The sequence below is a fragment of the Microbacterium sp. str. 'China' genome, from assembly GCF_002993305.1.
In the GTDB taxonomy this organism is placed as follows: domain Bacteria; phylum Actinomycetota; class Actinomycetes; order Actinomycetales; family Microbacteriaceae; genus Microbacterium; species Microbacterium paraoxydans.
In genome coordinates this window covers 2,146,697-2,172,215 of the sequence record NZ_CP027434.1, presented here as the reverse complement: position 1 = coordinate 2,172,215, position 25,519 = coordinate 2,146,697, and the positions used below count along the sequence as shown (strand labels likewise).

General features: G+C 68.3%; 25 protein-coding genes and 1 pseudogene. 15 read left to right on the top strand and 11 right to left on the bottom strand.

The features are described 5' to 3' along the window. Positions 1–8 precede the first annotated feature (8 nt). Positions 9–1,046 (top strand): quinone-dependent dihydroorotate dehydrogenase, encoded by a 1,038-nt coding sequence (locus tag C6C15_RS10480; RefSeq protein WP_105950038.1) that lies wholly within the window; start codon positions 9–11, stop codon positions 1,044–1,046. Here C6C15_RS10480 and C6C15_RS10475 read toward each other — a convergent pair. After that, positions 1,021–1,593: a DUF3043 domain-containing protein gene (locus C6C15_RS10475; protein WP_060921218.1), complete on the bottom strand. Its 573-nt coding sequence runs from the start codon at positions 1,591–1,593 to the stop codon at positions 1,021–1,023. The two genes, C6C15_RS10480 and C6C15_RS10475, sit on opposite strands and share 26 nt — an antisense overlap. A gap of 45 nt (positions 1,594–1,638) precedes the next feature. On the opposite strand from C6C15_RS10475, the gene C6C15_RS10470 reads away from it, so the two are divergent. The 5 genes from C6C15_RS10470 to C6C15_RS10450 all read left to right on the top strand — a co-directional run bounded on the left by C6C15_RS10470 (position 1,639) and on the right by C6C15_RS10450 (position 6,682). Further along, positions 1,639–3,042, top strand: a complete 1,404-nt coding sequence (locus C6C15_RS10470; RefSeq protein WP_105950037.1) for a dipeptidase — start codon at positions 1,639–1,641, stop codon at positions 3,040–3,042. Positions 3,043–3,108: 66 nt separating this feature from the next. Next, a complete protein-coding gene (gene erpA, locus C6C15_RS10465) occupies positions 3,109–3,471 on the top strand; it encodes an iron-sulfur cluster insertion protein ErpA (RefSeq protein ID WP_060921216.1) in 363 nt (120 codons plus the stop codon). Between the two features lie 109 nt (positions 3,472–3,580). Further along, entirely contained in the window at positions 3,581–4,507 is a 927-nt protein-coding gene (ctaC, locus tag C6C15_RS10460) for an aa3-type cytochrome oxidase subunit II (protein WP_060921215.1), read from the top strand. 3 nt (positions 4,508–4,510) lie between these two features. Beyond that, on the top strand, positions 4,511–6,244 hold the full coding sequence (gene ctaD, locus C6C15_RS10455) for an aa3-type cytochrome oxidase subunit I (RefSeq protein ID WP_025105065.1): 1,734 nt from the start codon (positions 4,511–4,513) through the stop codon (positions 6,242–6,244). A gap of 3 nt (positions 6,245–6,247) precedes the next feature. Continuing rightward, entirely contained in the window at positions 6,248–6,682 is a 435-nt protein-coding gene (locus tag C6C15_RS10450) for a cytochrome c oxidase subunit 4 (RefSeq protein ID WP_025105064.1), read from the top strand. Positions 6,683–6,746: 64 nt separating this feature from the next. Here C6C15_RS10450 and C6C15_RS10445 read toward each other — a convergent pair whose 3' ends face one another. The 7 genes and pseudogenes from C6C15_RS10445 to ctaE all read right to left on the bottom strand — a co-directional run bounded on the left by C6C15_RS10445 (position 6,747) and on the right by ctaE (position 12,512). After that, positions 6,747–7,166 (bottom strand): rhodanese-like domain-containing protein, encoded by a 420-nt coding sequence (locus tag C6C15_RS10445; RefSeq protein WP_060921214.1) that lies wholly within the window; start codon positions 7,164–7,166, stop codon positions 6,747–6,749. Positions 7,167–7,246: 80 nt separating this feature from the next. After that, on the bottom strand, positions 7,247–7,771 hold the full coding sequence (locus tag C6C15_RS10440; protein ID WP_105950035.1) for a GNAT family N-acetyltransferase: 525 nt from the start codon (positions 7,769–7,771) through the stop codon (positions 7,247–7,249). Beyond that, a pseudogene (locus C6C15_RS10435) lies at positions 7,768–7,989 on the bottom strand (RidA family protein); the annotation flags it as partial. The gene C6C15_RS10440 and the pseudogene C6C15_RS10435, both read right to left, overlap by 4 nt. Positions 7,990–8,113: 124 nt before the next feature. Continuing rightward, the gene (gene qcrB, locus C6C15_RS10430; protein WP_105950033.1) at positions 8,114–9,928 is read right to left on the bottom strand and encodes a cytochrome bc1 complex cytochrome b subunit; all 1,815 of its coding nucleotides are present in this window, start codon (positions 9,926–9,928) and stop codon (positions 8,114–8,116) included. Next, positions 9,925–11,001, bottom strand: coding sequence for a cytochrome bc1 complex Rieske iron-sulfur subunit (gene qcrA / locus C6C15_RS10425; RefSeq protein ID WP_025105059.1), 1,077 nt, complete (start codon positions 10,999–11,001; stop codon positions 9,925–9,927). Before qcrA ends, qcrB begins: the two co-directional genes overlap by 4 nt. Before the next feature lie 36 nt (positions 11,002–11,037). Further along, on the bottom strand, positions 11,038–11,838 hold the full coding sequence (qcrC, locus tag C6C15_RS10420; RefSeq protein ID WP_025105058.1) for a cytochrome bc1 complex diheme cytochrome c subunit: 801 nt from the start codon (positions 11,836–11,838) through the stop codon (positions 11,038–11,040). A gap of 20 nt (positions 11,839–11,858) precedes the next feature. Beyond that, entirely contained in the window at positions 11,859–12,512 is a 654-nt protein-coding gene (gene ctaE / locus C6C15_RS10415) for an aa3-type cytochrome oxidase subunit III (RefSeq protein WP_105950032.1), read from the bottom strand. A 192-nt stretch (positions 12,513–12,704) separates the two neighbouring features. On the opposite strand from ctaE, the gene trpD reads away from it, so the two are divergent. Next, entirely contained in the window at positions 12,705–13,775 is a 1,071-nt protein-coding gene (trpD, locus tag C6C15_RS10410; protein WP_060921212.1) for an anthranilate phosphoribosyltransferase, read from the top strand. A 2-nt stretch (positions 13,776–13,777) separates the two neighbouring features. Then, entirely contained in the window at positions 13,778–14,764 is a 987-nt protein-coding gene (locus tag C6C15_RS10405) for a PHP domain-containing protein (protein WP_174521415.1), read from the top strand. A 12-nt stretch (positions 14,765–14,776) separates the two neighbouring features. Here the strand turns inward: C6C15_RS10405 and C6C15_RS10400 are convergent, their stop codons facing one another. The 3 genes from C6C15_RS10400 to C6C15_RS10390 form a co-directional block, all read right to left on the bottom strand. Continuing rightward, a complete protein-coding gene (locus C6C15_RS10400) occupies positions 14,777–15,727 on the bottom strand; it encodes a 5'-3' exonuclease (protein ID WP_105950031.1) in 951 nt (316 codons plus the stop codon). Between the two features lie 32 nt (positions 15,728–15,759). Next, positions 15,760–16,260, bottom strand: a complete 501-nt coding sequence (locus tag C6C15_RS10395; RefSeq protein WP_158698544.1) for a hypothetical protein — start codon at positions 16,258–16,260, stop codon at positions 15,760–15,762. A gap of 266 nt (positions 16,261–16,526) precedes the next feature. Further along, a complete protein-coding gene (locus C6C15_RS10390; RefSeq protein ID WP_158698543.1) occupies positions 16,527–17,054 on the bottom strand; it encodes a hypothetical protein in 528 nt (175 codons plus the stop codon). 235 nt (positions 17,055–17,289) lie between these two features. Here C6C15_RS10390 and rpsA point away from each other — a divergent pair, with 235 nt between their 5' ends. The 7 genes from rpsA to C6C15_RS10355 all read left to right on the top strand — a co-directional run bounded on the left by rpsA (position 17,290) and on the right by C6C15_RS10355 (position 25,498). After that, the gene (rpsA, locus tag C6C15_RS10385) at positions 17,290–18,744 is read left to right on the top strand and encodes a 30S ribosomal protein S1 (protein ID WP_060921208.1); all 1,455 of its coding nucleotides are present in this window, start codon (positions 17,290–17,292) and stop codon (positions 18,742–18,744) included. Positions 18,745–18,888: 144 nt separating this feature from the next. After that, positions 18,889–19,740 carry an ABC transporter ATP-binding protein gene (locus tag C6C15_RS10380; protein ID WP_105950028.1) on the top strand — a complete coding sequence of 284 codons (852 nt, stop codon included), beginning with the start codon at positions 18,889–18,891 and terminating at the stop codon, positions 19,738–19,740. Beyond that, the gene (locus C6C15_RS10375) at positions 19,737–20,777 is read left to right on the top strand and encodes an aliphatic sulfonate ABC transporter substrate-binding protein (RefSeq protein WP_105950027.1); all 1,041 of its coding nucleotides are present in this window, start codon (positions 19,737–19,739) and stop codon (positions 20,775–20,777) included. Before C6C15_RS10380 ends, C6C15_RS10375 begins: the two co-directional genes overlap by 4 nt. Then, complete coding sequence (locus tag C6C15_RS10370; RefSeq protein WP_105950026.1) at positions 20,774–21,631, top strand: ABC transporter permease; 858 nt, start codon at positions 20,774–20,776, stop codon at positions 21,629–21,631. Before C6C15_RS10375 ends, C6C15_RS10370 begins: the two co-directional genes overlap by 4 nt. Then, the gene (gene acs / locus C6C15_RS10365; RefSeq protein ID WP_105950025.1) at positions 21,622–23,628 is read left to right on the top strand and encodes an acetate--CoA ligase; all 2,007 of its coding nucleotides are present in this window, start codon (positions 21,622–21,624) and stop codon (positions 23,626–23,628) included. Before C6C15_RS10370 ends, acs begins: the two co-directional genes overlap by 10 nt. Further along, positions 23,625–24,929: an O-acetylhomoserine aminocarboxypropyltransferase/cysteine synthase family protein gene (locus C6C15_RS10360; RefSeq protein ID WP_105950024.1), complete on the top strand. Its 1,305-nt coding sequence runs from the start codon at positions 23,625–23,627 to the stop codon at positions 24,927–24,929. The genes acs and C6C15_RS10360 overlap by 4 nt, the downstream gene beginning before the upstream one ends. Continuing rightward, complete coding sequence (locus C6C15_RS10355; RefSeq protein WP_105950023.1) at positions 24,926–25,498, top strand: CoA-binding protein; 573 nt, start codon at positions 24,926–24,928, stop codon at positions 25,496–25,498. The genes C6C15_RS10360 and C6C15_RS10355 overlap by 4 nt, the downstream gene beginning before the upstream one ends. The last annotated feature ends 21 nt before the right edge of the window (positions 25,499–25,519 follow it).

The window sequence follows — 25,519 nt, the reverse complement described above, 5'->3', positions numbered from 1 at the left end:
TGGCAGGGATGTATCCGCTGCTCTTCCGCGCCGTCCTGTCGCGCTTCGACCCCGAGTTCGCCCACCACGCCGGCATGGCGGTGATCCGCGTACTCGGTGTGCCGCCGCTGTCGTGGGCCACCCGCGCGATGACCCGCCCTGACCCTTCGCTTCGCGTCGAGGCCCTGGGGCTGACGTTCCCGTCGCCGTTCGGCATCGCGGCCGGGTTCGACAAGAACGCCGTCGGGGTTCGCGGACTCGCGGCGCTCGGCTTCGGCCACGTTGAAGTCGGCACGATCACGGCTGTCCCGCAGGAGGGCAACCCGAAGCCGCGCCTGTTCCGGCTGGTCGAGGACCGGGCGGTCATCAACCGCATGGGCTTCAACAACCGGGGCGCGGATGCCGCAGCCCGTCGTCTCGCCCGCCTCCGCCGGGGCGCCCCCGACACGGTGATCGGCGTGAACATCGGCAAGAGCCGCGTGGTGGACGTCGAGGACGCCGTCGCCGACTACGTCGCCTCCGCCACCCGCCTGGCTCCGCTGGCCGACTATCTCGCGGTCAACGTCTCATCGCCGAACACTCCCGGGCTGCGGGGTCTGCAGGCGGTGGAGACCCTGGCGCCGCTGCTGCGCGCCGTCCGTGACGCGGCCGGGTCCACTCCGCTGCTCGTGAAGATCGCCCCCGATCTGCCGGATGACGAGATCACCGCGATCGCGCGGCTCGCCGTCGAGGAAGGGCTCGCGGGCATCATCGCCCACAACACGACGATCAGCCGTGACGGACTGCGCACCGATGCGGCCGTCGTCGAGGCGGCCGGTGCGGGCGGTCTCTCCGGTGCTCCGCTCAAGAAACGATCGCTGGAGGTGCTCCGGGTCGTCCGTGCCGCGGTCCCCGAGGACTTCTGCGTGATCGCGGTGGGCGGTGTCGAGACGGCCGCCGATGTGCAGGAGCGTCTGGATGCCGGGGCCACCCTGGTCCAGGGCTACACGGCGTTCCTCTATCGCGGCCCGTTCTGGGGCCGCGAGATCAACCGAGGACTGGTCAGTCGGGGTACTGCCCGCGCTTGACCTGCGGCTTGGGCAGGCGCATGAAGCGCATCTGCAGGGCTCGCATGCCCGCATACCAGCCGAGGCCCTTCTCGACGCGGTCCTTGCCGAACTTCGCGGCCGCCTTGCGCTTGACCCGCATGCCGAGGAGGATCATGCCGCCGATCGCGATCACGAGGTAGGCCATCATGAACAGGTACGCGTAGAACGAGATCATCATGTTCGTCGGCAGCAGCGAGGCCAGGATGACGAGCACCATGACGCCCATCACGAACTCGGCGGGGTGCCAGCCGGCGTCGACGTAGTCGCGCACCCACCGGCGCTGCGGGCCCTTGTCACGCGCGGGGAGGTACTTCTCCTCGCCGGCGGCCATGCCGGCCTGCGCCTTCGCGCGGCGCTCGTTGAGCTCGGCGCGAGCCGCGGCCTTCGCCTCCTTGGTGTTCGCCACGAGGGGGCGCCGGCGCGCAGCCTCCTGCTCGGCGCGGGTCGGCGTCGCGCGTCCCTTGCCGACGGCAGGCGTCTGGGGGGCGTCGTCGTTCGTCGAAGGGGAGGCGGGGGTAGTGGCCACGAGGTTCCTCGGTTCGCTGGGGTGGGTCGCCTTAAGATTACTCGCATGACCTCACCTGCACTTCCCAGCGAGTCCGACGCCGCCGTCCTCGAAGCGGTCGCCACCGGCATCCCCTCCGCGCTGTCGGACCTCGGGAGCCTCGTGCGCATTCCCGGCATGGCCTGGCCCGCCTTCGACCAGACGCAGCTCGAGCGCAGCGCCGACGCCGTCGCCACGCTCGCGCGCGGCACCGGGGTGTTCGACGAGGTGAAGGTACTCCGTGCCGACATCCCCGGTACCGACGAGCAGGGCCAGCCCGCCGTCCTCGCGACGCGCGCGGCGCGGAACGGGAAGCCGACGATCCTCCTCTACGCCCACCACGACGTGCAGCCTCCGGGGGATGACGCCCTGTGGGAGACGCCGCCGTTCGAGCCGACGGTGCGTGACGGCCGCCTGTACGGACGCGGTGCCGCGGACGACAAGGCCGGCATCATGGCCCACATCGGCGCGATCCGCGCGGTCGCCGAGGTGCTCGGAGACGACCTCGACCTCGGGATCGCGATGTTCGTCGAGGGGGAGGAGGAGTACGGCTCGCGTTCGTTCGCACAGTTCCTCTCCGACAACAAGGAGGCCCTCCGCGCCGATGCGATCGTCGTCGCTGACTCGGGCAACTGGGATTCCGTCACGCCGGGCCTGACCGTGTCCCTCCGCGGCAACGCACGCTTCACCCTGAAGGTGCGCACGCTCGACCACGCGTCCCATTCCGGGATGTTCGGTGGCGCGGTTCCCGACGCGATGATGGCGACCGTGCGACTCCTCGCCACGCTGTGGAACGAGGACGGCTCCGTCGCGGTCGAGGGGATGACCGCTCGGGATGCCGAGACGCCCGAGTACACCGAGGAGACACTGCGCGACGAGGCCGGGCTCCTCCCGGGGACGACGCCCATCGGCGACGGCACGATCCTCAGCCGTATCTGGAACAAGCCCTCCGTCACGGTCATCGGCATCGATGCGACGAGCGTCGCCTCAGCCTCGAACACCCTGCTCCCGGAGGTGACCGTGGTGATCAGCGCCCGTGTCGCCCCCGGGCAGTCCGGTCAGGATGCCTACGAGGCTCTGGAGCGCCACCTCCGTGCACACGCGCCCTTCGGTGCCGAGCTGACCTTCTCCGATGTGGACCTCGGCAACCCCTTCCTCGTGGACACGAGCGGGTGGGCGGTCTCCCTCACCCGCGACGCGATGCGCGACGGGTACGGCGTCGCTCCGGTGGACCTGGGCGTCGGCGGGTCCATCCCGTTCATCGCGGATCTCGTGCGGGAGTTCCCGGAGGCCCAGATCCTCGTCACCGGCGTGGAGGATCCGCACTCCCGCGCACACAGCCCCAACGAGTCGCTGCATCTGGACACGTTCCGGCACGCCGTGGCGACCGAGGCCCTGCTGCTCGCCCGTATGAACGCGCGGGAGATCTGAGCCTTCCGTCCCCACCGGCGGTAGAATCGTCGGAGAGCCCGTACCCGGCCCGTCATGAGGAGCGACATGAGCGACACCACCCTGTCCGCAGAGACCACAAGCGCACACGGCGTCAAGCTGACGGACGCCGCCGCCACGAAGGTGAAGAACCTCCTGGAGCAGGAGGGCCGCGATGACCTCCGTCTGCGCGTCGCCGTGCAGCCCGGCGGCTGCTCGGGCCTGATCTACCAGCTCTACTTCGACGAGCGGTACCTCGAAGGCGACGAGACCGTCGACTTCGACGGTGTCGAGGTCATCGTCGACAACATGAGCGTTCCCTACCTCGACGGTGCCTCGATCGACTTCAAGGACACCATCTCGGAGCAGGGCTTCACCATCGACAACCCGAACGCGGCGGGCAGCTGCGCCTGCGGCGACAGCTTCCACTGACACGTTCTTCCCGCGAACGGCCGTCGTCACCTCGCGTGACGGCGGCCGTTCCGCTTCTCAACCTGCATGGTTGGCATGAATCAGGTGTGAGGTTGCTCTAGACTTGGACATGCCTTGTCCGCGATCTGAAAGGTGCATCGTGCCCTCGAAACGCCGCCTTCGTTGGGCCGCACTCCCTGTGGGAGTTGTGGCAGCTGTGGCTCTGGCGGGATGTACTCCCACCGAGCTGAACGGCTTTCTTCCGGGCTTCGTGGATGGTGGTCCGGCAGCAACCAACCAGACGGAGCGCGTGTCGTCCCTCTGGGTGAACTCCTGGATCGTGCTCCTCGCGGTCGGTGTCGTCACCTGGAGCCTCATGGCCTGGGCTGCGATCGCGTACCGCCGCCGCAAGGGCCAGACCGGCCTCCCGGTGCAGATGCGCTACAACATGCCGATCGAGATCTTCTACACGATCGTGCCGCTCATCCTCGTGCTGGGCATGTTCTTCTTCACGGCTCGCGACCAGACCGAGATCGAGACGAAGTGGGACGATCCCGACGTCGAGATCACCGCGATCGCCAAGCAGTGGGCGTGGGACTTCCAGTACAACGGTGAGACCGAGGAAGACACCGTGTGGACCATGGGCATCCAGGCCCAGCCCGACGCGGAAGGCAACATCGACCAGGCGGAGCTGCCGACCCTGGTGCTGCCGGTCGACCAGAAGGTCACCATCAACCTGCAGTCGCGCGACGTCATCCACTCCTTCTGGATCATCGACTTCCTCTACAAGAAGGACATGTTCATCGGGAAGGACAACTCCTGGTCCTTCATCCCCACCCGTGAGGGCGAGTACGCCGGCAAGTGCGCCGAGCTCTGCGGCGAGTACCACTCGATGATGCTCTTCAACGTGAAGGTCGTCTCGCAGGACGAGTACAACGCCTACCTCGAGACCCTCGAGGAAGAGGGCAACACCGGGGACATCACCGACGCGTACGACCGTCTCTCGAACCTCCCCGGCACCTCCGGGAAGACCGACACCGAGGAAGGAGAGGAGTAAGCCATGTCGACCACTGAAGCTCCTCGCACCGACGAGGCACCTCGCTCCCGTCCCACCACCCTGCCCGCGCGCCAGGCTGCTCTGATGAGCTCCTCGCGCGTCGAGCAGAAGGGCAACATCGTCGTCAAGTGGATCACCTCCACGGACCACAAGACGATCGGGTACATGTACCTCATCGCCTCGGTGATGTTCTTCCTCCTGGGTGGCGTGATGGCGCTGGTGATCCGCGCCGAGCTGTTCGCTCCGGGGATGCAGATCGTCCCGACCAAGGAGCAGTACAACCAGCTGTTCACGATGCACGGCACGATCATGCTGCTGATGTTCGCGACGCCGCTGTTCGCGGGATTCGCCAACGCGATCCTGCCGCTGCAGATCGGCGCTCCGGACGTCGCGTTCCCGCGTCTGAACGCCTTCGCCTTCTGGCTGTTCCTGTTCGGCTCGACCATCGCGGTCGCCGGCTTCCTCACCCCGCAGGGTGCGGCCTCGTTCGGCTGGTTCGCGTATCAGCCCTTGGCCAACGCGTCGTTCTCGCCAGGAGCGGGCGGAAACCTCTGGATGCTCGGTCTCGGCATCTCGGGCTTCGGTACCATCCTCGGTGCGGTGAACTTCATCACGACGATCATCACGATGCGTGCTCCCGGCATGACGATGTGGCGCATGCCGATCTTCAGCTGGAACACGCTCATCACCAGCCTGCTGATCCTGATGGCCTTCCCGGTCCTGGCCGCGGCGATCTTCGCCGCCGCCGCCGACCGCGTGCTCGGTGCGCACATCTACGACCCGGCCAACGGCGGTGTCCTGCTCTGGCAGCACCTCTTCTGGTTCTTCGGCCACCCCGAGGTCTACATCATCGCGCTGCCGTTCTTCGGCATCGTCTCGGAGATCTTCCCGGTGTTCAGCCGGAAGCCGATCTTCGGGTACAAGACCCTGGTCTACGCGACGATCGCGATCGCGGCCCTGTCCGTCGCCGTGTGGGCGCACCACATGTACGTCACCGGCTCCGTGCTGCTGCCGTTCTTCGCCCTGATGACGATGCTCATCGCGGTGCCCACCGGTGTGAAGATCTTCAACTGGATCGGAACGCTCTGGCGCGGTTCGGTGACGTTCGAGACCCCGATGGTGTTCTCGCTCGGCTTCCTCGTGTCGTTCGTCTTCGGTGGCCTCACCGGTGTGATCCTCGCGGCCCCGCCGCTGGACTTCCACCTCAGCGACAGCTACTTCGTCGTGGCGCACTTCCATTACGTGGTGTTCGGTACGGTCGTGTTCGCGATGTTCGCCGGCTTCTACTTCTGGTGGCCGAAGTGGACGGGTCGCATGCTGAACGAGCGCCTCGGCTACGTGCACTTCTGGATGCTGTTCGTCGGCTTCCACATGACCTTCCTCATCCAGCACTGGCTCGGTGTCGACGGCATGGTGCGTCGCTACGCGGACTACTCCGCAGCGGACGGCTGGACGTGGCAGAACCAGGTCTCGACGATCGGCGCGATCATCCTCGGCGCCTCGATGCTGCCGTTCTTCCTGAACGTCTGGATCACGGCGCGCAAGGCGCCGAAGGTCACGGTGAACGACCCCTGGGGCTACGGTGCCTCGCTCGAGTGGGCCACGTCGTGCCCGCCGCCGCGGCACAACTTCACGTCGATCCCGCGCATCCGCAGCGAGCGTCCGGCCTTCGACCTGAACCACCCGGAGGCCGCGGAGTTCGCGACCACCGCACCCGGCGAGCGAGAGGGCCACTGAGCCATGCGCGACAACGTCATCATCTGGTGGGTCCTCACCGCGTTCTTCGCCCTCGTCGGCGTCGTCTACACGGGCTGGAACATCCTGGCTCACCCGGGCCTTCCGCTGGTGAACCAGATCGAGTGGGTCGGCACGGTCGCCCTGTTCTTCTCGGCCTTCATGGGTGCGATGGTCGCTTTCTACCTCGACCGGACGCACAAGGCGCAGAACGGTGAGCTGCCCGAGGACATCCTCACGTCGGACATCGACGACGGTGACCCCGAGCTCGGCGAGTTCAGCCCGTGGTCCTGGTGGCCGCTCGTCCTCGCGGCTTCGGCGGGTGTCTTCGTCGTGGGTCTTGCGGTCGGTCACTTCCTGCTCCCGATCGGCCTCGCGATCTTCGTGGTCGCGATCGTCGGCTGGGTCTACGAGTACTACCGCGGCAACTTCGCCCGCTGAGTCTCCTCGCACCACGAAGGGCCCCCGGATTACTCCGGGGGCCTTCGTCGTTCCTGCGAACAGTTCACACGTGGGTGCGGACGCGGGGGATTCCGGTCAGCGGGTCGACGGGACGGTGGTGCACACCCTCGGCGTCTTCGATGGGATATCCCTCGCGGGCCCAGTACTCGAAGCCGCCGATCATCTCGCGCACGCGATAGCCGAGACGAGCGAACTCGAGCGCGCCGCGGACACCGCCGTTGCATCCGGGGCTCCAGCAGTAGACCACGACCTCGGCGTCCGCCGGGATCTCCTCCGGGGCACGGTGGGCGATCTCGCTGTGAGGCATGTGGAGCGCGCCGGACACGCGCCCCTGGGCGAATGCCTCGGTCGAGCGGACGTCGACCACGACCAGTGCGCGGCCGGCGGCACGGTCGGCGTGCACGTCGCTGGGGTCGGTCTCGAAGGCGAGTCGGGCGGCGAAGTAGTCGAGGCGATCGATCATGAGCCCAGACTAGGGATGTGCGGGCGCCGACGACCGAGGGATACCGTCGCGCGTCGCGCGAATCCTGCCGTCGTAGCCGGTCAGAGTGCCGCAGTCATCTGGATCCGCCGTCCGTACCGGGTCAGGCCGAGACGCTCTTCGACGGCGACGAGCTCGCGGAGGAAGTCGGTGTCCGGCGTCGACTCGGTGAAGCCGCAGCGGGAGTAGAACGGGGCGTTCCAGGGTACGTCCGCGTAGGTGCGCAGCGTGAGCTGCGAGCGGCCCCGACGGCGGGACTCGTCCTGGGCCGCCAGGACGAGGGCGCGACCGATCCCGCGGCGACCGGAGGCGGGGTGGACGGACAGCTGCTCCAGATGGGCGCACCCGGGTCCCTCGAGCACCTGCACGAACCCGACCGGCACCTCGAGTCCGCCGGCAGGCTCCGCCGTAGGGGAGCAGGTGGCCACCAGGACGAACCCCTCGGCGCGCCGGCGGTCGTCGGCTGTCGACGGCGGGGGCCAGTCCTCGGCACCGAAGCGATCGGTCAGAAGGATGTCAGCGGCGCGCTCGATCTCCTCGAGGACGGCATGGTCCTGATCCGTCGCGTGTCGGACAAGGGCGGTCATGCACGGTCCGCGGGCAGAGCGGCGATCGCCTCGACCTCGACGAGCTGGTCGTCGTAGCCGAGGACGGTCACGCCGAGGAGGGTGCTGGGGACGCCGTGAGCGCCGAAAGCGGCGTGGATGACGTCCCAGGCCGTGACGAGGTCCCGCTGCGCGGAGGAGGCCACCAGGACGCGCGTGCTGATGACATCCGTCGGAGCGGCGCCGGCAGCCTTGAGCGCGTCGGCGAGGAGGGGAGCACGGAGCAGGCGGACGGCCGAAGACATGAGACGATCCTCTCATCGGGGGAGAACGATGAAGGCCCCGTCCGATCGGACGAGGCCTTCATCGAAGGGGAGTGACGACTTACTCGTCGTCCTCCGACTTCTTCTTCCGAGGCTTCTTGACGGGCTCGGTCGAGATCACCGTGCTGGGCGTGTTCGGCGTCTCGTCGACGTGCGTCTCGTCGACGGTGAGCGGCGCGTCCGGGAACCCGGCGCGCTCGTGAGCTCCCTGGATCTCGGCGGCCTCCGCCTCCTCGTTCCCCGCAGTGACGTGATGCTGGTGCGCGTCAGCCGCGTCGATCTCGGCCTGCGTGAGCGGGGCGAGACGGTCCTCGAAGAACCAGCGCGACATCGCCGAACGGAGGTTCTCCGTCCAGGGGATGCGGCCCTTGGCGTTCGGGCGGACGACCAGCGGCTCGTAGCCGTCGACGTCGATGAGCTTCCAGCGGTCGTAGACGTCGACCGGCTGGTGCACCTCGATGAACTCGCCGCCGGGGAGACGCACGATGCGGCCCGACTCGAAGCCGTGCAGGACGATCTCGCGGTCCTTCTTCTGGAGCGCGATGCAGATGCGCTTCGTGACGAAGTAGCCGATGATCGGGCCGAGGATCAGCAGCGCCTGCAGCGTGTGGATCACGCCCTCCATGGTGAGCATGAAGTGCGTGGCGATGAGGTCGGACGAGGCCGCCGCCCACAGGACCGCGTAGAAGATGACGCCGGCGACGCCGATCGCGGTGCGGGTGGCCGCATTGCGCGGACGCTGGGCGATGTGGTGCTCACGCTTGTCGCCGGTGACCCACGCCTCGATGAACGGGTAGATCGCGACGATGACGATGAACAGGCCGAGCATGGCGACCGGGGCCAGGATTCCGAACGACCAGGTGTGGTCGAGGAACACGATGTCCCAGTTCGACGGTGCCAGGCGCAGCGCGCCGTCCGCGAACCCGATGTACCAGTCCGGCTGCGTACCGGCCGAGACGGGGGAGGGGTCGTAGGGGCCGTAGTTCCAGATCGGGTTGATCTGGAAGAACGTCGCGATCAGCACGATGGTGCCGAAGACGATGAACAGGTAGCCACCCATCTTGGACATGTAGACCGGCATCATCGGGTAGCCCACGACGTTGTCGTTCGTGCGGCCGGGGCCGGCGAACTGCGTGTGCTTGTTGATGATCATGAGCATCAGGTGCACCGCGATGAAGGCGATGACCAGCATCGGGAGCAGCAGGATGTGCAGCGTGTACAGGCGACCCACGATGTCGGTGCCGGGGAACTCGCCGCCGAAGAGGAGGAACGAGGTCCAGGTGCCGATCAGCGGGAGACCCTTGATCATGCCGTCGATGATGCGCAGACCGTTACCCGACAGCAGGTCGTCGGGGAGCGAGTAACCGGTGAAGCCCTCGGCCATCGCGAGGATGAACAGCACGAAGCCGATCACCCAGTTCAGCTCGCGCGGCTTGCGGAACGCGCCCGTGAAGAACACGCGCAGCATGTGCACGCCGATGCCGGCGATGAAGACGAGCGCGGCCCAGTGGTGGATCTGGCGGACCAGGAGGCCACCGCGGAGGTCGAACGAGATGTGCAGGGTCGACTCGAGGGCCGACGACATCGCGATTCCGCGCATGGGGGCGTAGGCGCCGGTGTAGTGGGTCTCCACCATCGACGCCTGGAAGAAGAACGTCAGGAAGGTTCCGGAGAGGAACACGACGACGAAGCTCCAGAGCGCGATCTCACCGAGCATGAACGACCAGTGGTCAGGGAAGATCTTGCGACCCAGCTCCTTGACGAAGCCGGAGAGGCTCGTGCGCTCATCGATGTAGTTCGACGCGGCGCCGACGAAGCGGCCGCCGAGAGGCGCCTTGGTGTCCTTCTCGTCCTTGGACAGCGTTGCGGTGCTCAATGGCGCTCCCAGAAGCTCGGGCCGACGGGTTCGGTGAAGTCGCTGCGTGCGATGAGGTAGCCCTCGTCGTCCACGGTGATGGGCAGCTGAGGCAGCGGCCGAGCGGCCGGGCCGAAGATGACCTTCGCGTGGTCCGTGACGTCGAACTGCGACTGGTGGCACGGGCACAGCAGGTGGTGGGTCTGCTGCTCGTACAGCGCGACGGGGCAGCCGACGTGCGTGCAGACCTTGGAGTACGCGACGATGCCGTCGTAGGACCAGTCCTTGCGGTCCTCGGCCTCGATGAGCTGCTCCGGGCGGAGGCGCATCATCAGCACGATGGCCTTGGCCTTCTCCTCGAGGTAGCCCTCATCGTGACCGAGCTCCGCGAGATCCTCCGGGATCACGTGGAAAGCGGAGCCGAGCGTGACGTCGGCGGCACGGATGGGGGTGCCGTCGGGGTCGCGGACGAGGCGCATGCCCTCATCCCACATCGTGTGCTTCAGCAGCGCGACCGGGTCGCCCGCGGTGGGGTCGTCCGGCGTGGAGTGCGGGGCGAGGCCACGGAACAGCGTCACACCGGGGATGATCGACGCGACGATCGCCGCGAACAGCGAGTTGCGGATCATCGTGCGGCGACCGAAGCCGGACTCCTCGTTGGCGTCTGCGAAGGCCTTGATGGCTGCCTCACGCGTCGAGTCCTTGCCCCGGGTGGGGTGGCGGAGCTCGACGTGCTCCTTGTCGGACATGAGGGCCTTCGACCAGTGGATCGCGCCGATGCCCAGAGCCAGCAGCGCGAGCGCGATGCCGAGACCGATGAAGAGGTTGTTCTGACGGATGTCGATGAGAGCGCCGCTCTCGATCGGGAACAGCATGTAGGCGGCGACCGCCCAGATGCTGCCGGCGAGCGACAGGTAGAACAGCGTGTAGACGGTGCGGACGGCGGCCTTCTCAGCGCGCGGGTCCTTGTCGGTCATCCGCTCGCGGTGCGGCGGAAGACCGGGGTTCTGCACGGGATCGCTGACTGCGACACCCAGCCCCGGAGAGGGCTGGTAGGCCCTGTCAAGAGCCTGCGAGTCGTCGTCGTGTGCCATGGTGCTCCTCGTACGTTCCTCTTCGATGAATAAGCGTCAGTTGGACTTCGCCGTGATCCACACGGTGATGGCGACCAGAGCGCCGATACCGAAGATCCACACGAACAGGCCCTCGGAGACCGGTCCGAGCGAGCCGAGGGAGAAGCCGCCGATCTGGACGGACTGCTGCTGGAAGAGCAGTGCCGAGATGATGTCGCGCTTGTCCTCGTCGGACAGGTTCATGTCGCCGAAGACCGGCATGTTCTGCGGGCCGGTGACCATGGCCGCGTAGATGTGCAGCGCGCTGGTCTCCGTGATGGCCGGAGCGTACTTGCCCTCGGTGAGAGCGCCACCGGCGGCGGCCACGTTGTGGCACATCGCGCAGTTGACGCGGAAGAGCTCGGCGCCGTGCGCCACGTCGCCCTCGCCGTCGATGATCTCGTCAGCGGGGTACGTCGGGCCGGGGGCCTCGGACTGCACGTAGGCCGCCATCGCGAGGATCTGCTCCTCGGTGAACTGCGGCTCCTTCTGCGGAGCCTGCGGTCCCTGCATCTGCAGCGGCATACGACCGGTCGACACCTGGAACTCCACCGCCAGCTCGCCGACGCCGTAGAGGCTCGGGCCGTTGGGGGTGCCCTCCAGGTCGAGGCCGTGGCAGGTGGCGCAGTTGGCCGTGAACAGCTTCTCGCCGTCTTCGACCGTCAGCTGCGTCGACGCCGTGGGGGCGTCGTTGGCGGCGAAGGCCGCCGTCGCGCCCGCGTACACCGCACCGGTGATCATGAGGCCTGCTCCGATGAGTGCGGCCGCCGCCAGTGGGCTGCGACGACCGCTCGAACGGCGCTTCTTCTCTCGTGCCATCTCGGGGATCAGCTCCGCTCTTATTTCAGGAAGTAGATAACGAAGAACAGCACGATCCAGACGACGTCGACGAAGTGCCAGTAGTAGGACACCACGATCGAGGAGGTCGCCTCCTTGTGCCGGAAGTTCTTGACGGCGTACGCGCGGCCGATCACCAGGAGGAACGCGACGAGTCCGCCGGTGACGTGGAGGGCGTGGAAGCCGGTGGTGATGTAGAAGGCCGAGGCGTAGGCGTCAGCCTGGATCGGCATTCCCTCGGCGACCAGCTGGGCGTACTCCCAGACCTGACCCGAGACGAAGATCGCGCCGAGGGCGAAGGTGAGGAAGAACCACTCGACCATGCCCCAGCCGAACAGACGACGGCGGCCGGCACCGTTCTTCTGTCCCTTGCCGATCTTGTACGGCTGCAGGTCCTCCGCCGCGAACACGCCCATCTGGCACGTGAAGGAGGAGAGCACGAGGATCGCCGTGTTCACTGCCGCGAACGGAACGTTCAGGAGCTCGGTACGGTCGGCCCACAGCTCGGGTGAGGTGCTGCGGAGGGTGAAGTAGATCGCGAAGAGTCCCGCGAAGAACATCACCTCGCTGCCGAGCCACACAATGGTGCCGACAGCTACCGGGTTGGGCCGCTTGATGGTTCTCGCCGCCGGGGCATACGTCGCTGAGGTCGTCACCCCTCCATTATGGCCGATCCGCGAGCGTGATTCTTGCACCCCCGACCCTCGATTCGCCCTTCGAGGACTTAGGGGACCCTAAGAAAACACTGCGAATACCCGGTGAATACGCGGGAAACGCCGTTCCTTCGTCGCGTGGGCGCCCGCCCGGATCGCACTGCACGTTTTCTCTGCGCCGATAGGATCGCACACATGGCTGATTCCCTGACCTGGTCCGACGTGCTCACCTCTCTCCTGGAGCGTCGCGACCTCAGCGTCTGGGAGTCCACCTGGGCCATGCGGCGGATCATGCAGGGCGAGGTCTCCGAAGCGCAGCTCGCCGGGTTCCTCGTCGCTCTGCGCGCAAAGGGCGAGACGATCGACGAGATCGTCGGTTTCCGGGATGCCATCCTCGAAGCCGCCGTGCCGCTTCCGGTCTCTCCGGACGTGCTGGACATCGTCGGCACGGGCGGGGACCGCGTGGGTACGGTGAACGTCTCGACGACAGCGGCCGTCATCATCGGCGCCACCGGGATCCCGGTCGTCAAGCATGGGAATCGGGCCGCGAGCTCCGCGTCCGGCTCCTCCGATGTCCTCGGTGCCCTCGGCCTGGAACTCTCGCTCGATCCTGACGCCGTCGCCTCGATCCTCGACCGGACGGGTATCACCTTCGCCTGGGCGGGGGCCTTCCACCCCGGTTTCAAGCACGCCGGCGCGGTCCGTTCGCAGCTCGGCGTGCCCACGGTGTTCAACATGCTCGGACCTCTCTGCAATCCGGCGCGCGCCGAGGCGAACGCGGTCGGCGTGGCGCAGATGGAGCGGGTGCCGCTCATCACCGGCGTCTTCCGCACGCGGGGAGCGACGGCGCTGGTCTTCCGCGGCGACGACGGCCTCGACGAGCTCACGACCACCGGCCACAGCCGCATCTGGGAGGTCACCCGCGGGGACATCCACGAGCACGACCTCGACCCGCGCGACCTGGGGATCCCCCTCGCCGACCTCTCCGATCTCATCGGCGGCTCTCCCGCCCACAACGCCGAGATCCTCCGCCGGACCCTCGCGGGGGAGCAGGGGCCGGTACGGGACATCGTGCTCCTCAACGCCGCCGCCGGAATCGTCGCCTTCGAGCTGTCCCAGGACGCGACCCAGGTGCAGCGGCCGATCCTCGAGCGCCTCCGCGACGGGCTCGCCCGGGCGTCCGCGGCGGTGGATGACGGGAGTGCGCTGGCGAAGCTCGACCAGTGGATCGGCGTGAGCCGCGAGCTGGCTGCCCCGAAGGAGTGACCATGGACCCGGTCGACGCGCTGCTCGAGATCGCTTCGCTGCTGGAGCGCGAGCGGGCGTCGCGGTACCGGGCCAAGGCGTTCCGCCAGGCCGCGGCCACGTTCCAGGAGCTTCCGTCCGACGTGCAGGGCGACCCGACGCGTCTCCGGGCGGCCAAGGGCATCGGCGAGTCGACGTTCGCCGTCATCCGGCAGGCTCAGGCCGGAGAGGTGCCGGAGTACCTCGTGGAGCTCCGCGGCGACGTCGAACCGGAGAAGGTGTCGGTGCTCCGCGGAAAGCTGCGCGGAGACCTGCACGCCCACACCGAGTGGTCGGACGGGACGACCTCCATCGAGGTGATGGCTGCTGCCGCCCGCGCGCAGGGCCACGAGTACCAGGCCATCACCGACCACTCCCCGCGCCTCCGTGTCGCGCGTGGACTGTCGGCGGAGCGGCTCCGCGAGCAGATCCCGCAGGTGCGGGCGCAGTCGGGGGACGGCTTCACACTGCTCGCCGGTATCGAGGTGGACATCCTGGAAGACGGAGCCCTCGATCAGGACGATGCGCTCCTCGCGGACCTGGACATCGTCGTCGCCTCGGTGCACTCCAAGCTCCGCATGGACGGACGGGCGATGACCGCGCGGATGATCGCGGCCGTCTCGCATCCTCGGGTGAACGTCCTCGGACACTGCACCGGCCGGCTCGTGCAGGGCGACCGGGGCACGCGCCCGCCCTCGGCCTTCGATGCCGCCGCGGTGTTCGCGGCGTGCGCGGAGAACGGGGTGGCGGTCGAGATCAACTCCCGTCCTGAGCGTCAGGACCCGCCGGACGAGCTCATCGCGATCGCGCTGGAGGCGGGATGCCTCTTCTCCATCGACTCCGACGCACACGCCCCCGGACAGCTCTCCCTGCTGGACCACGGTGCCGAACGGGCGGAGCGTGCCGGCGTTCCAGCGTCACGCATCGTCACCACGTGGGGGCTTTCGCGTCTCCTCGCCTGGGCGGAGTGACGTCCGGCCGGATCAGCCCTCGGTGATCTGGTTCGCGGCCGCGGTGACCGCGGTGACGGCGCGTGTCATCGAGCTTCCGAGGTTCCAGCGCTCGGCGAGGGCCGTTGCTTCTGCGGCTTCCTCCGACGTGAGGGCGTGCAGGGCGACTTCCGGGGCAGCGATCGGAAGCGACGTGGCGACGGCGACGACGGTCGGAGCGACGTCGAGGTAGGCCTGCGCGTCGAGGATCTTCGCGCGGATGCCGGCACTCATACCTTCACCGGCTTCCGCGGCCTCCCGGATGCCGAGCAGGTCGCCGTGCTTCTGCAGCAGAGTGGCCGCCGTCTTCTCGCCGATGCCGGCGACGCCGGGAAGACCATCCGACGCGTCCCCGCGCATCGTCGCGAAGTCCGCGTACTGCGTCGGCAGGACACCGTACTTCGCGACGACCGTCGCGTCCGTGACGACTTCGAGGTTGCTCATGCCGCGGGCCGTGTAGATCACGCGCACGTCGCGCTCGTCGTCGATGAGCTGGAACAGGTCGCGGTCGCCGGTGACGATGTCCACGGGCATCGTCGCGTTCGTTGCGAGCGTGCCGATCACGTCGTCCGCCTCGTGCTCGGCGACGCCGACGATCGGAATGCCGATGGCCCCGAGCGTCTCCCTGATCAGGGGGATCTGCGCCTCCAACGGGTCGGGGACCTCTTCGACGTCCGGGGCGCCAGTCACGACCTCCACCACCCGGTGGGTCTTGTAGCTGGGGATGAGGTCGACCCTCCACTGCGGACGCCAGTCGTCATCCCAGCAGGCCACGACGTGGGTCGGCTGATAAGTGGTGACCAGCTTGGCGATCATGTCCAGCAATCCGCGTGCAGCGTTGATGGGGGAGCCATCGGGGGCCGTCACCTTGTCGGGCACGCCGTAGAACGCACGGAAGTAGAGGCTGGCGGTGTCGAGCAGCATGAGGCGTTCGGCGCGGGTCATGGGTTCAGGGTAGAGCGTGCCAGATCAGGTGCTCAGCAGCCCGGCGCCGCGGGTCGTTCTTCGCACGTCCGTGCCACGAGTGCGGTGGTCGCCTCGTAGATGCGGACGCTCCGGGACGGTCCGTCGACGGACAGCTCACCGGACACGGGGAACCACCCTCCGCCGATGTCGACCTCCGCGGTGTAGACGACCACGGTGCTCGTGGAGTACGTACCCCGATGCGCGAAGGCATGGCTGGTCGGTGTCGCCGTGAACGGCGCCTGGCCGAGCTCTTCCCAGGTACGGCCGCCGTCGGGCGTCGTGGCCGTCGTGCCGTCCCCGTGGTCGAAGACGACGCGGACCGGGGTGAAGCGCACCGTCACCGGCCGGTCGAGCAGGGTACCGGTCGCCGTGTGTGTGGCGACCTTCGCCACGAAGTTGGTCGGCATACCTGCGACGCCCGCGTTCCCCGGTTCGGCGGCGGTCGTCACCGGCGCGGGGGCGAACTGTGCGAGATCCTCGATCGTGAGCGCTCGCCCCGCCTCCTTCGTCACCCGCACCCCGTACATGCCGCACGAGCGGCTCAGCGGCGTGTCATCTGTACGGCACGGTTCGTGCTCTTGTTCTGGTGCGGACGGAATGGGCGCATGTCGATTGTTTTCATCAACATGCTGCCGTTTTGAGTCAGTGACGCCAATCACTAGCGAAGCTCCAGTGTTAGTGGCCCAGACATCCTCCAGTCCTGCTTGGGATCCGCCTGGGTCGCTGTCGGTGGCCAGAGCGATAAGTACCAAGACGGCTAGGGAGAGGAGGCGGACACTTAGCAAGCGAGATCCCTAGTTGCGGCGGCAGACGAAATTGCGAGTCTGGTGGCGGTGGTGGGCGCCGCGACCAGTTGAACTTCGACAGGCTGACGGTCGGGTCGATCCGAACTCACCACGTTTCCGTCGCCGTCCCAAAGCGTCACTGCCGACGCGTCGACACAGAGGAGCGCCGTGACTGACTCGCCATCGAAGGACACGGGCGTGAACCGATCGAATGACGTGTCGCCCGCACGCTTCCAACCTTCGGCGTGAAAGCGGGAGAAGTTCTCCTGGGCAGAAGTCAGGGCGTCATCACGTAGCCATGCAAACAAGTCCTCGAAAGAGGCGGGATCGCTGAGGTCGGTGTCGTTCGACGCCTCGACGTAGGCGCGATAGGTGGCCTCGGCGGCGGCGAAGGCTTCTTCGTCGGAGGTGAACGCGGGGGAGGGGGTCGGCGTGGACTCCGGAGCGGGGGTGCATCCGGAGAGCAGCGAGACGCCGAATGCCAGCACGGCCAGGAGACGGAGAGGAGTGGGCGACATCACCGAGCCACCGTATGCGGAATGCGCAGGTCGCCGCGGGCGTTATCCACAGAGCGGCTGCGGGAGATCCGCCCCTTCATCGGGCGACAACTTCTGGTAGCCTGAACTGTCACTCGTGGCGTGTACACGCATGCCCAGGTGACGAACACACCACAATCCACCTGCTGCGAAGCACATCCCGGCCGTGCGCGGCCATGCTCCGCAGCCCGAGTATCCATTCACAAGGACAACCCACTACATGACTACCGCAACGACCGCCCCGGCCACCAAGCAGGTCGCCATCAACGACATCGGATCTGCTGAGGACTTCCTGGCCGCGGTCGAGAAGACCCTGAAGTTCTTCAACGACGGCGACATCATCGAAGGCACGATCGTGAAGATCGACCGCGATGAGGTCCTGCTCGATGTCGGCTACAAGACCGAGGGTGTCATCCCCTCGCGCGAGCTCTCGATCAAGCACGACGTCGACCCCAACGAGGTCGTCAAGGTCGGCGACGAGGTCGAGGCCCTGGTGCTCCAGAAGGAGGACAAGGAAGGCCGCCTGATCCTCTCCAAGAAGCGTGCGCAGTACGAGCGCGCCTGGGGAGACGTCGAGAAGATCAAGGAGAACGACGGCGTCGTCACCGGTACGGTCATCGAGGTCGTCAAGGGTGGACTCATCGTCGACATCGGCCTCCGTGGCTTCCTCCCGGCCTCGCTCATCGAGCTCCGTCGCGTCCGCGACCTCACGCCGTACCTCGGCCAGGAGATCGAGGCGAAGATCCTCGAGCTCGACAAGAACCGCAACAACGTCGTCCTGAGCCGCCGCGCGCTGCTCGAGCAGACGCAGTCGGAGTCGCGCACCACGTTCCTGAACAACCTGCACAAGGGTCAGGTCCGCAAGGGTGTCGTCTCCTCGATCGTCAACTTCGGTGCGTTCGTGGACCTGGGTGGCGTGGACGGCCTCGTGCACGTCTCCGAGCTGTCCTGGAAGCACATCGAGCACGCCTCCGAGGTCGTCGAGGTGGGCCAGGAGGTCACCGTCGAGATCCTCGAGGTCGACCTCGACCGCGAGCGCGTCTCCCTGTCGCTGAAGGCGACGCAGGAGGACCCGTGGCAGGTCTTCGCCCGCACCCACGCGATCGGTCAGGTCACGCCGGGTAAGGTCACCAAGCTCGTCCCGTTCGGTGCGTTCGTCCGCGTCGCCGACGGCATCGAGGGCCTCGTCCACATCTCCGAGCTCTCCAGCAAGCACGTCGAGCTGGCCGAGCAGGTCGTGTCGGTCGGCGAAGAGGTCTTCGTCAAGGTCATCGACATCGACCTCGAGCGTCGTCGCATCTCGCTGTCGCTGAAGCAGGCCAACGAGTCGGTCGACCCCAACGGCACCGAGTTCGACCCGGCCCTGTACGGCATGCTCGCCGAGTACGACGAGAACGGCGAGTACAAGTACCCGGAGGGCTTCGACGCCGAGACCGGTGCGTGGAAGGAAGGCTTCGACGCCCAGCGCGAGGCATGGGAGCAGGAGTACGCTGCGGCCCAGGCTCGCTGGGAGGCGCACAAGGCTCAGGTCGCGAAGGCGGCCGAGGCCGAGGCTGCGGCCGGCGACGACTTCGGCGGCCAGTCCTTCTCGAGCGAGTCGGCTGGCGCCGGCACGCTCGCCGATGACGAGGCTCTCGCGGCCCTGCGCGAGAAGCTCTCGGGCGGCAACTCCTAAGCAACACTCCGAAAAGGGTCGTCACCCCGCCTCACGGCGGGCGTGGCGGCCCTTTTCGCATGCCCGGAAACCAGCGGAACAGCTGCGTGACGCAACATTACGGCCGCATTCGTAACATTCCGGAGCCTCCGACAGCATGGGGACATGACCGCCCTCCTGCCCCCTGCGTCGCGCACCGCTGAGGCCCCGAAGACAACGGGCTCCGCACAGCCTGTGCGCCTCGACGGCATCGCGCGGTCGTTCCCGCTCGCGCAGGGGCGACGCGAGGTGCTCCGCGATCTCGACCTGGACATCGCCGCCGGGGAGATCGTCGCCGTCGTCGGTCCGTCCGGGTGTGGGAAGTCGACACTGCTGCGCCTCATCGGCGGGCTGGACACCCCCACCCGGGGGACGATCCGCCTGGACGGCTCCGGTGTCGCCGATGTCGACGAGCGCACGGCGATCGCGTTCCAGGAGCCGCGGCTGCTCCCGTGGCGTACCCTCGCGCAGAACGTCGAGCTCGGTCTTCCCCGCGGCGTCTCCCGCGGCGTCGGACGCACTCGGGTCCGCGAGCTGCTGCAGCTCGTCGGTCTCGAGCACGCCGCCTACCAGCGCCCCCGTGAAGTGTCCGGAGGCATGGCGCAGCGCGCGTCCCTCGCCCGGGCTCTTGCCAGGAACCCCGGAGTCCTGCTGCTCGACGAGCCTTTCGGTGCGCTCGACGCCCTCACGCGCCTTCGCATGCACGACCTGCTCCTGAAGATCCACGCGGCCGAGCCCACCACGGTGCTGCTCGTGACCCACGACGTGGAGGAGGCCCTCTATCTCGCCGACCGCGTGCTGCTGCTGCGCACTGTCGGCGACGCGGATGACACGGCGTCGTCCGTCGCGCGGACGATCCGCGTCCCCGGTATCCGCCCCCGAGACCGCGCCGACCGCGGCCTCGCCGACCTGCGCGCCGAGCTCCTCGAAGGGCTCGGCGTCGACACGCACCACCACACCCCCGAGGAGACCCGATGAGCAACATCACCCGCCGTATCATCCCTGCGATCGCCGTCGCCGGGACGATGATGCTCGTCGCCACCGGCTGCGTCGCCGGCGAGAACGCGTCCGCCGAGGCCGAGTCCACCCCCGCCGGGAACGGCGAGTGGTCGGCGGACACGCTGTCCATCGACTTCGCGACCTACAACCCCCTCAGCCTGGTGATCCGCGACCAGGGCATCCTGGAGGACATCCTCGGTGACGACGTCACCGTCGAATGGGTGCAGTCCGCCGGGTCGAACAAGGCCAACGAGCTCCTCCGCTCGGGTTCGGTCGACGTGGGATCGACGGCGGGCTCGGCTGCGCTGCTCGCCCGCGCGAACGGTTCGCCCATCCAGGTGATCGACATCTTCTCCCAGCCCGAGTGGTCGGCCATCGTCGTCGGTCCCGACAGCGACATCACCTCGGTCGAGGACCTCAAGGGCGCCTCCGTCGCGGCCACCAAGGGCACCGACCCCTACTTCTTCCTCCTCCAGGCCCTGGAGGAGGGCGGGCTGTCGCTGGCCGACGTCGAGGTGCAGAACCTCCAGCACGCCGACGGGCGCGCGGCGCTCGACGGCGGTTCCGTCGACGCGTGGGCGGGACTCGACCCCATCATGGCCGCCGCGGAGCAGGAGTCGGGCGACAAGCTCATCTACCGCAACGTCGACTTCAACACCTACGGCTTCCTCAACGCGACCGAGGACTTCATCGACAACCACCCCGACCTCGCTCAGGCCGTCGTCGACGCCTACGAGGAGGCGCGTGCGTGGGCGCTCGAGAACCCGGAAGAGACGGCCGCCCTGCTGGCCGAGGTCGCCGGCATCGACCTCGAGGTCGCGACCACGGTCATCCAGGAGCGGTCGAACCTCGACGTGAACGGCGTCCCCGGTGACGATCAGCTCGCCGTGCTCGAGAAGATCGCCCCGGTGCTCGTCGAGTCCGGCGACGTCCAGGGCGGGCAGGAATCCGTCGACAAGGCGCTGTCCAGCATCATCAACGACACCTTCGCGACGAAGGCGGGCGCAGGCGAGTGACCGGTTTCGAGGATCGGGTGGTCGTCCCGGCGGAATCGCGGGACACGCTCGAGTTCGCGAAAGGTGCTCCCCGGCGGGGGGCGGGAGGAGCACGGCGTGGTCTGCCGCCCGTCGTGCGGGTCTTCGGGGGCTTCCTGCTCCCGGCCGTGATCCTCATCGCCTGGCAGGTGGTCACGACGGCCGGTCTCATCGAGCCGTACCGACTCCCGGCGCCGGCGTCGGTCTTCCAGGCCGGGGTGGAACTCGCCGAGTCCGGTCAGCTCTGGACCCACATCGCCATCTCGGTCCAGCGGGTGCTGCTCGGGTTCGCGATCGGCTCCGTCGTCGGCCTCGCCGCGGCCGGCATCGTCGGGCTGTCGCGCTGGGGTGACGTGCTGCTCAGCCCGACGCTCGCCGCGGTTCGCGCGGTGCCGTCGCTCGCCTGGGTGCCGCTGCTGATCCTGTGGATGCAGATCGGCGAGGAGTCCAAGGTGACCCTCATCGCGATCGGCGCGTTCTTCCCGGTCTACACGACGGTCGCCTCGGCGCTCCGGCATGTGGATCCGCAGCTCGTCGAGGCGGGACGCTCGTTCAGCCTGCACGGATGGTCGCTGTTCCGCACGGTCCAGCTCCCGGCTGTCGTGCCGTCCGTCGTCTCCGGCCTCCGCCTCGCGCTCGCCCAGGCGTGGCTGTTCCTGGTTGCCGCCGAACTGATCGCGTCGTCCATGGGGCTCGGCTTCCTGCTGACGGACTCGCAGAGCACGGGTCGCGTCGACCGCATCCTGCTCTCCATCGTGCTGCTCGCGCTTCTCGGCACGATCACCAACGGCGTGCTCGCGCTGTTGGAGAAGTACCTGCTGCGGCGATGGACGTGACGACGACCGAGGCTCGGCTGCGGGAGGAACGGATCTATCCTCCGTCGCCCGCGTTCCTCGACGCCAACGTGACCGCGGACGCCTACGAGCGCGCGGCCGCTGATCCTCTGGCCTTCTGGGAGGATGCGGCCCGCCGGCTGGACTGGGCGGAGCCGTGGACGGCCGTGCACGAGTGGGACCCGCCCGTCGACGGTGCGGTCCCGGCGGCGCGATGGTTCCTCGGCGGCCGGCTGAACGTCGCGGTGAACTGCGTGGACCGTCATGTCGACGCCGGGCGCGGAGACAAGGTGGCGCTGCACTTCGAAGGGGAGCCCGGTGACCGGGTCTCGGTGACCTACGCCGACCTCCAGCGCCGGGTGGCCCAGGCAGCGCACGCGCTGGAAGGCCTCGGGATCCGACCCGGCGACCGTGTGGTGATCTACCTCCCCGTGCTCGTGGAGACGGTGGTCATCACGCTCGCCTGCGCGCGGATCGGAGCCGTCCACTCCCTCGTCTTCGGAGGGTTCTCCGCAGAGGCCGTGCGTTTCCGGCTCGAGGACACCGGGGCGAAGCTGCTCGTCACCAGCGACGGCCAGTTCCGGCGGGGGACGGCGACCGAGGTCAAATCCGCCGCCGATGCCGCCGCGGCCGGACTGCCGGAGCTCGAACACGTCCTCGTGCTCCGTCGCACCGGACGGAGCGTCCCGTGGACCGAAGGCCGGGACGTGTGGTGGCACGACGTCGTCGACACGGCCCCCACCGCGCATCAGGCGAAGGCCTTCGACGCCGAGCACCCGCTCTTCATCATCTACACCTCCGGCACGACGGGGAAGCCCAAGGGCCTCGTGCACACCTCCGGCGGCTATCTGACGCACGCGAGCTGGGCGCACTGGGCGCACTTCGACGCCAAACCCGACGACGTCCATTGGTGCACGGCCGATCTCGCCTGGGTCACCGCCCACACCTACGAGATCTACGGGCCGCTGTCGAACGGGCTCACCCAGGTCATCTACGAGGGCACGCCGGACACTCCGCACCGCGAGCGGCACCTGGAGATCATCGAGCGCTACGGCGTCACGGTCTATTACACGGCCCCGACCCTCATCCGGACGTTCATGACCTGGTTCGGTGACGAGTTGCCGAGCGGCCACGACCTGTCGACCCTGCGACTGCTCGGCACGGTGGGCGAGGCGATCAATCCGGAGGCCTGGGTGTGGTTCCGCCGGAACTTCGGCCGGGATGAGCTCCCCGTCATCGACACGTGGTGGCAGTCGGAGACCGGTGCCGCGATGATCGCCCCCTTGCCCGGCATCACACCCCTGAAGCCCGGCTCCGCGTCGGTCCCGCTTCCGGGCATCGACGTCGCGGTGGTCGACGGGAACGGTGACGAGGTGGCGCCGGGCCGGTCCGGGACGCTGGTCGTCCGGCGTCCGTGGCCGGGGATGGCACGGACCGTCTGGGGCAATCCGGAGCGCTACCGCGACGCGTACTGGTCCGCGTACGCAGGCGTGGGCGCGCACGGCGGCTATTACGTCGCCGGAGACGGGGCGACCCGGGACGCCGACGGATTCATCTGGATCCTGGGCCGGCTCGACGATGTCGTGAACGTGTCCGGACATCGCCTCTCGACGATCGAGATCGAGTCGGCGCTCGTGGCGCACGAGACGGTCGGCGAAGCCGGGTCCGCCGGTGTGGCGGACCCCGTCACCGGGCAGGCGGTCGTGGCGTTCGTCACCCCGTCCGGCCGGGCGGAGATCGACGCGCACGCGCTTCGCGCTGAGGTCGCCCGCGCGATCGGTCCGGTCGCGAAGCCGAAGCACGTCATCGTGGTGCCGGACCTGCCCAAGACACGCTCGGGGAAGATCATGCGTCGCCTGCTCGCGCAGCTCTGGGATGCCGAACAGGATCGGCGCGCGGGACGCACTCCGCAGCCCCTCGGCGACACGACGTCACTGCAGAACCCCTGGGCCGTCGACGACATCGCCGGCGCTCTCGCCGCAGAATCGAGGACATCATGACAGACGACCACCGCTTCGGGTTCCGCACCCGCGCTCTGCACGCCGGCGGCACACCGGACGCCGCCACCGGAGCGAGGGCGGTGCCGATCTACCAGACGACGTCGTTCGTCTTCGACGATGCGGCCGACGCCGGGAACCTGTTCGCGCTGCAGAAGTACGGCAACATCTACTCGCGCATCGGCAACCCCACCGTCGCCGCCCTGGAGGAGCGGCTGGCCTCGCTGGAAGGCGGTATCGGGGCCGTGGCGACGGCCTCCGGGATGAGCGCCGAGTTCATCACGTTCGCCGCGCTCGTGGGCGCGGGCGATCATGTCGTCGCCGCCGCGCAGCTCTACGGCGGCACGGTGACGCAGCTCGACGTCACCCTGCGACGGTTCGGCGTGGAGACGACGTTCGTCAGCTCCTCCGACCCGGCTGACTTCGCCGCGGCCATCCGTCCGGAGACCAAGGTCGTCTACGTCGAGATGATCGGGAACCCGTCGGGCGAGATCGCCGACATCGCGGGTCTCGCCGCCGTCGCGCATGAGGCGGGGGTGCCGCTCGTCGTCGACGCCACCCTGGCCACCCCCTACCTCGCGCGCCCGCTGGAGCACGGGGCGGACATCGTCATCCACTCGGTCACGAAGTTCCTCGGCGGCCACGGCACGACCCTCGGCGGTGTGGTCATCGAGAAGGGCACGTTCGACTGGGGCAACGGCAAGTTCCCGCAGATGACCGAACCCGTGGCCTCCTACGGCGGCATCTCCTGGTGGGGCAACTTCGGCGAGTACGGATTCCTCACCAAGCTGCGCTCCGAACAGCTGCGCGACATCGGACCCGCCCTGAGCCCGCAATCGGCCTTCACGCTCCTGCAGGGCGTGGAGACGCTGCCCCAGCGCATCGACGCTCACATCGCCAACGCCCGGGTCGTCGCCGAGTGGCTGGCCGCCGACCCCCGCGTGTCCTACGTCACCTGGGCGGGGCTGGAAGGTCATCCGCATCACGAGCGTGCCGCGCGGTACCTGCCGCTGGGACCGGGATCCGTGTTCGCGTTCGGGGTCGCCGCCGAGGACGGCCGCGCCGCGGGGGAGGCGTTCATCGAGAACCTGCAGCTCGCGTCCCACCTCGCCAACATCGGCGACGCCCGCACCCTGGTGATCCACCCGGCCTCCACCACGCACCGCCAGCTCACCGAGGAGCAGCTCGTCGCCGCGGGCGTGCGTCCCGACCTGATCCGCATCTCCGTCGGCCTGGAGGACGCGGAGGACATCATCTGGGACCTCGACCAGGCCCTCACCCTCGCGACGGGAGCCCACCAATGAGCACGACCTCCGCGGGCGACGCCTGCGCCCTTCCTCCGACCACGGATGCCGCCAGCTGCGCGCTCCCCGCGGTCGTCGAACCGGGCCGCACCTGGACCGGCCCCACGCAGCCGCAGCGGTTCGGACTGCTGCGGCGGGCGCGATCGATCGCCATCGTCGGGGCGTCGGGCAACCCCGCGCGGGCCTCCTACTTCGTCGCGACGTACCTGCTCTCCAGCACGCCCTACGACGTCTATCTCGTGAACCCGAGGGAGACCGAGATCCTCGGGCAGCCGGTGTATCCGTCGTTGAGTGCCCTGCCAGTGCAGCCCGACATCGTCGACGTCTTCCGTCGTCATGACGACCTGCCAGGGGTCGCGCAGGAGGCGGTCGACAGCGGGGCCAAGACGCTGTGGCTCCAGCTCGGCTCCTGGAACGAGGAGGCGGCCGCGATCGCGGAGGCGGCCGGGCTCTCGGTGGTCATGGACCGCTGCATCAAGATCGAGCACGCCCGTTTCCACGGCGGCCTGCATCTCGCCGGCTTCGACACCGGCGTGATCAGCTCCCGGCGGCAGCTGCTCGCGCGCTGAGGGGTGCCGCGCCGTGCCCAG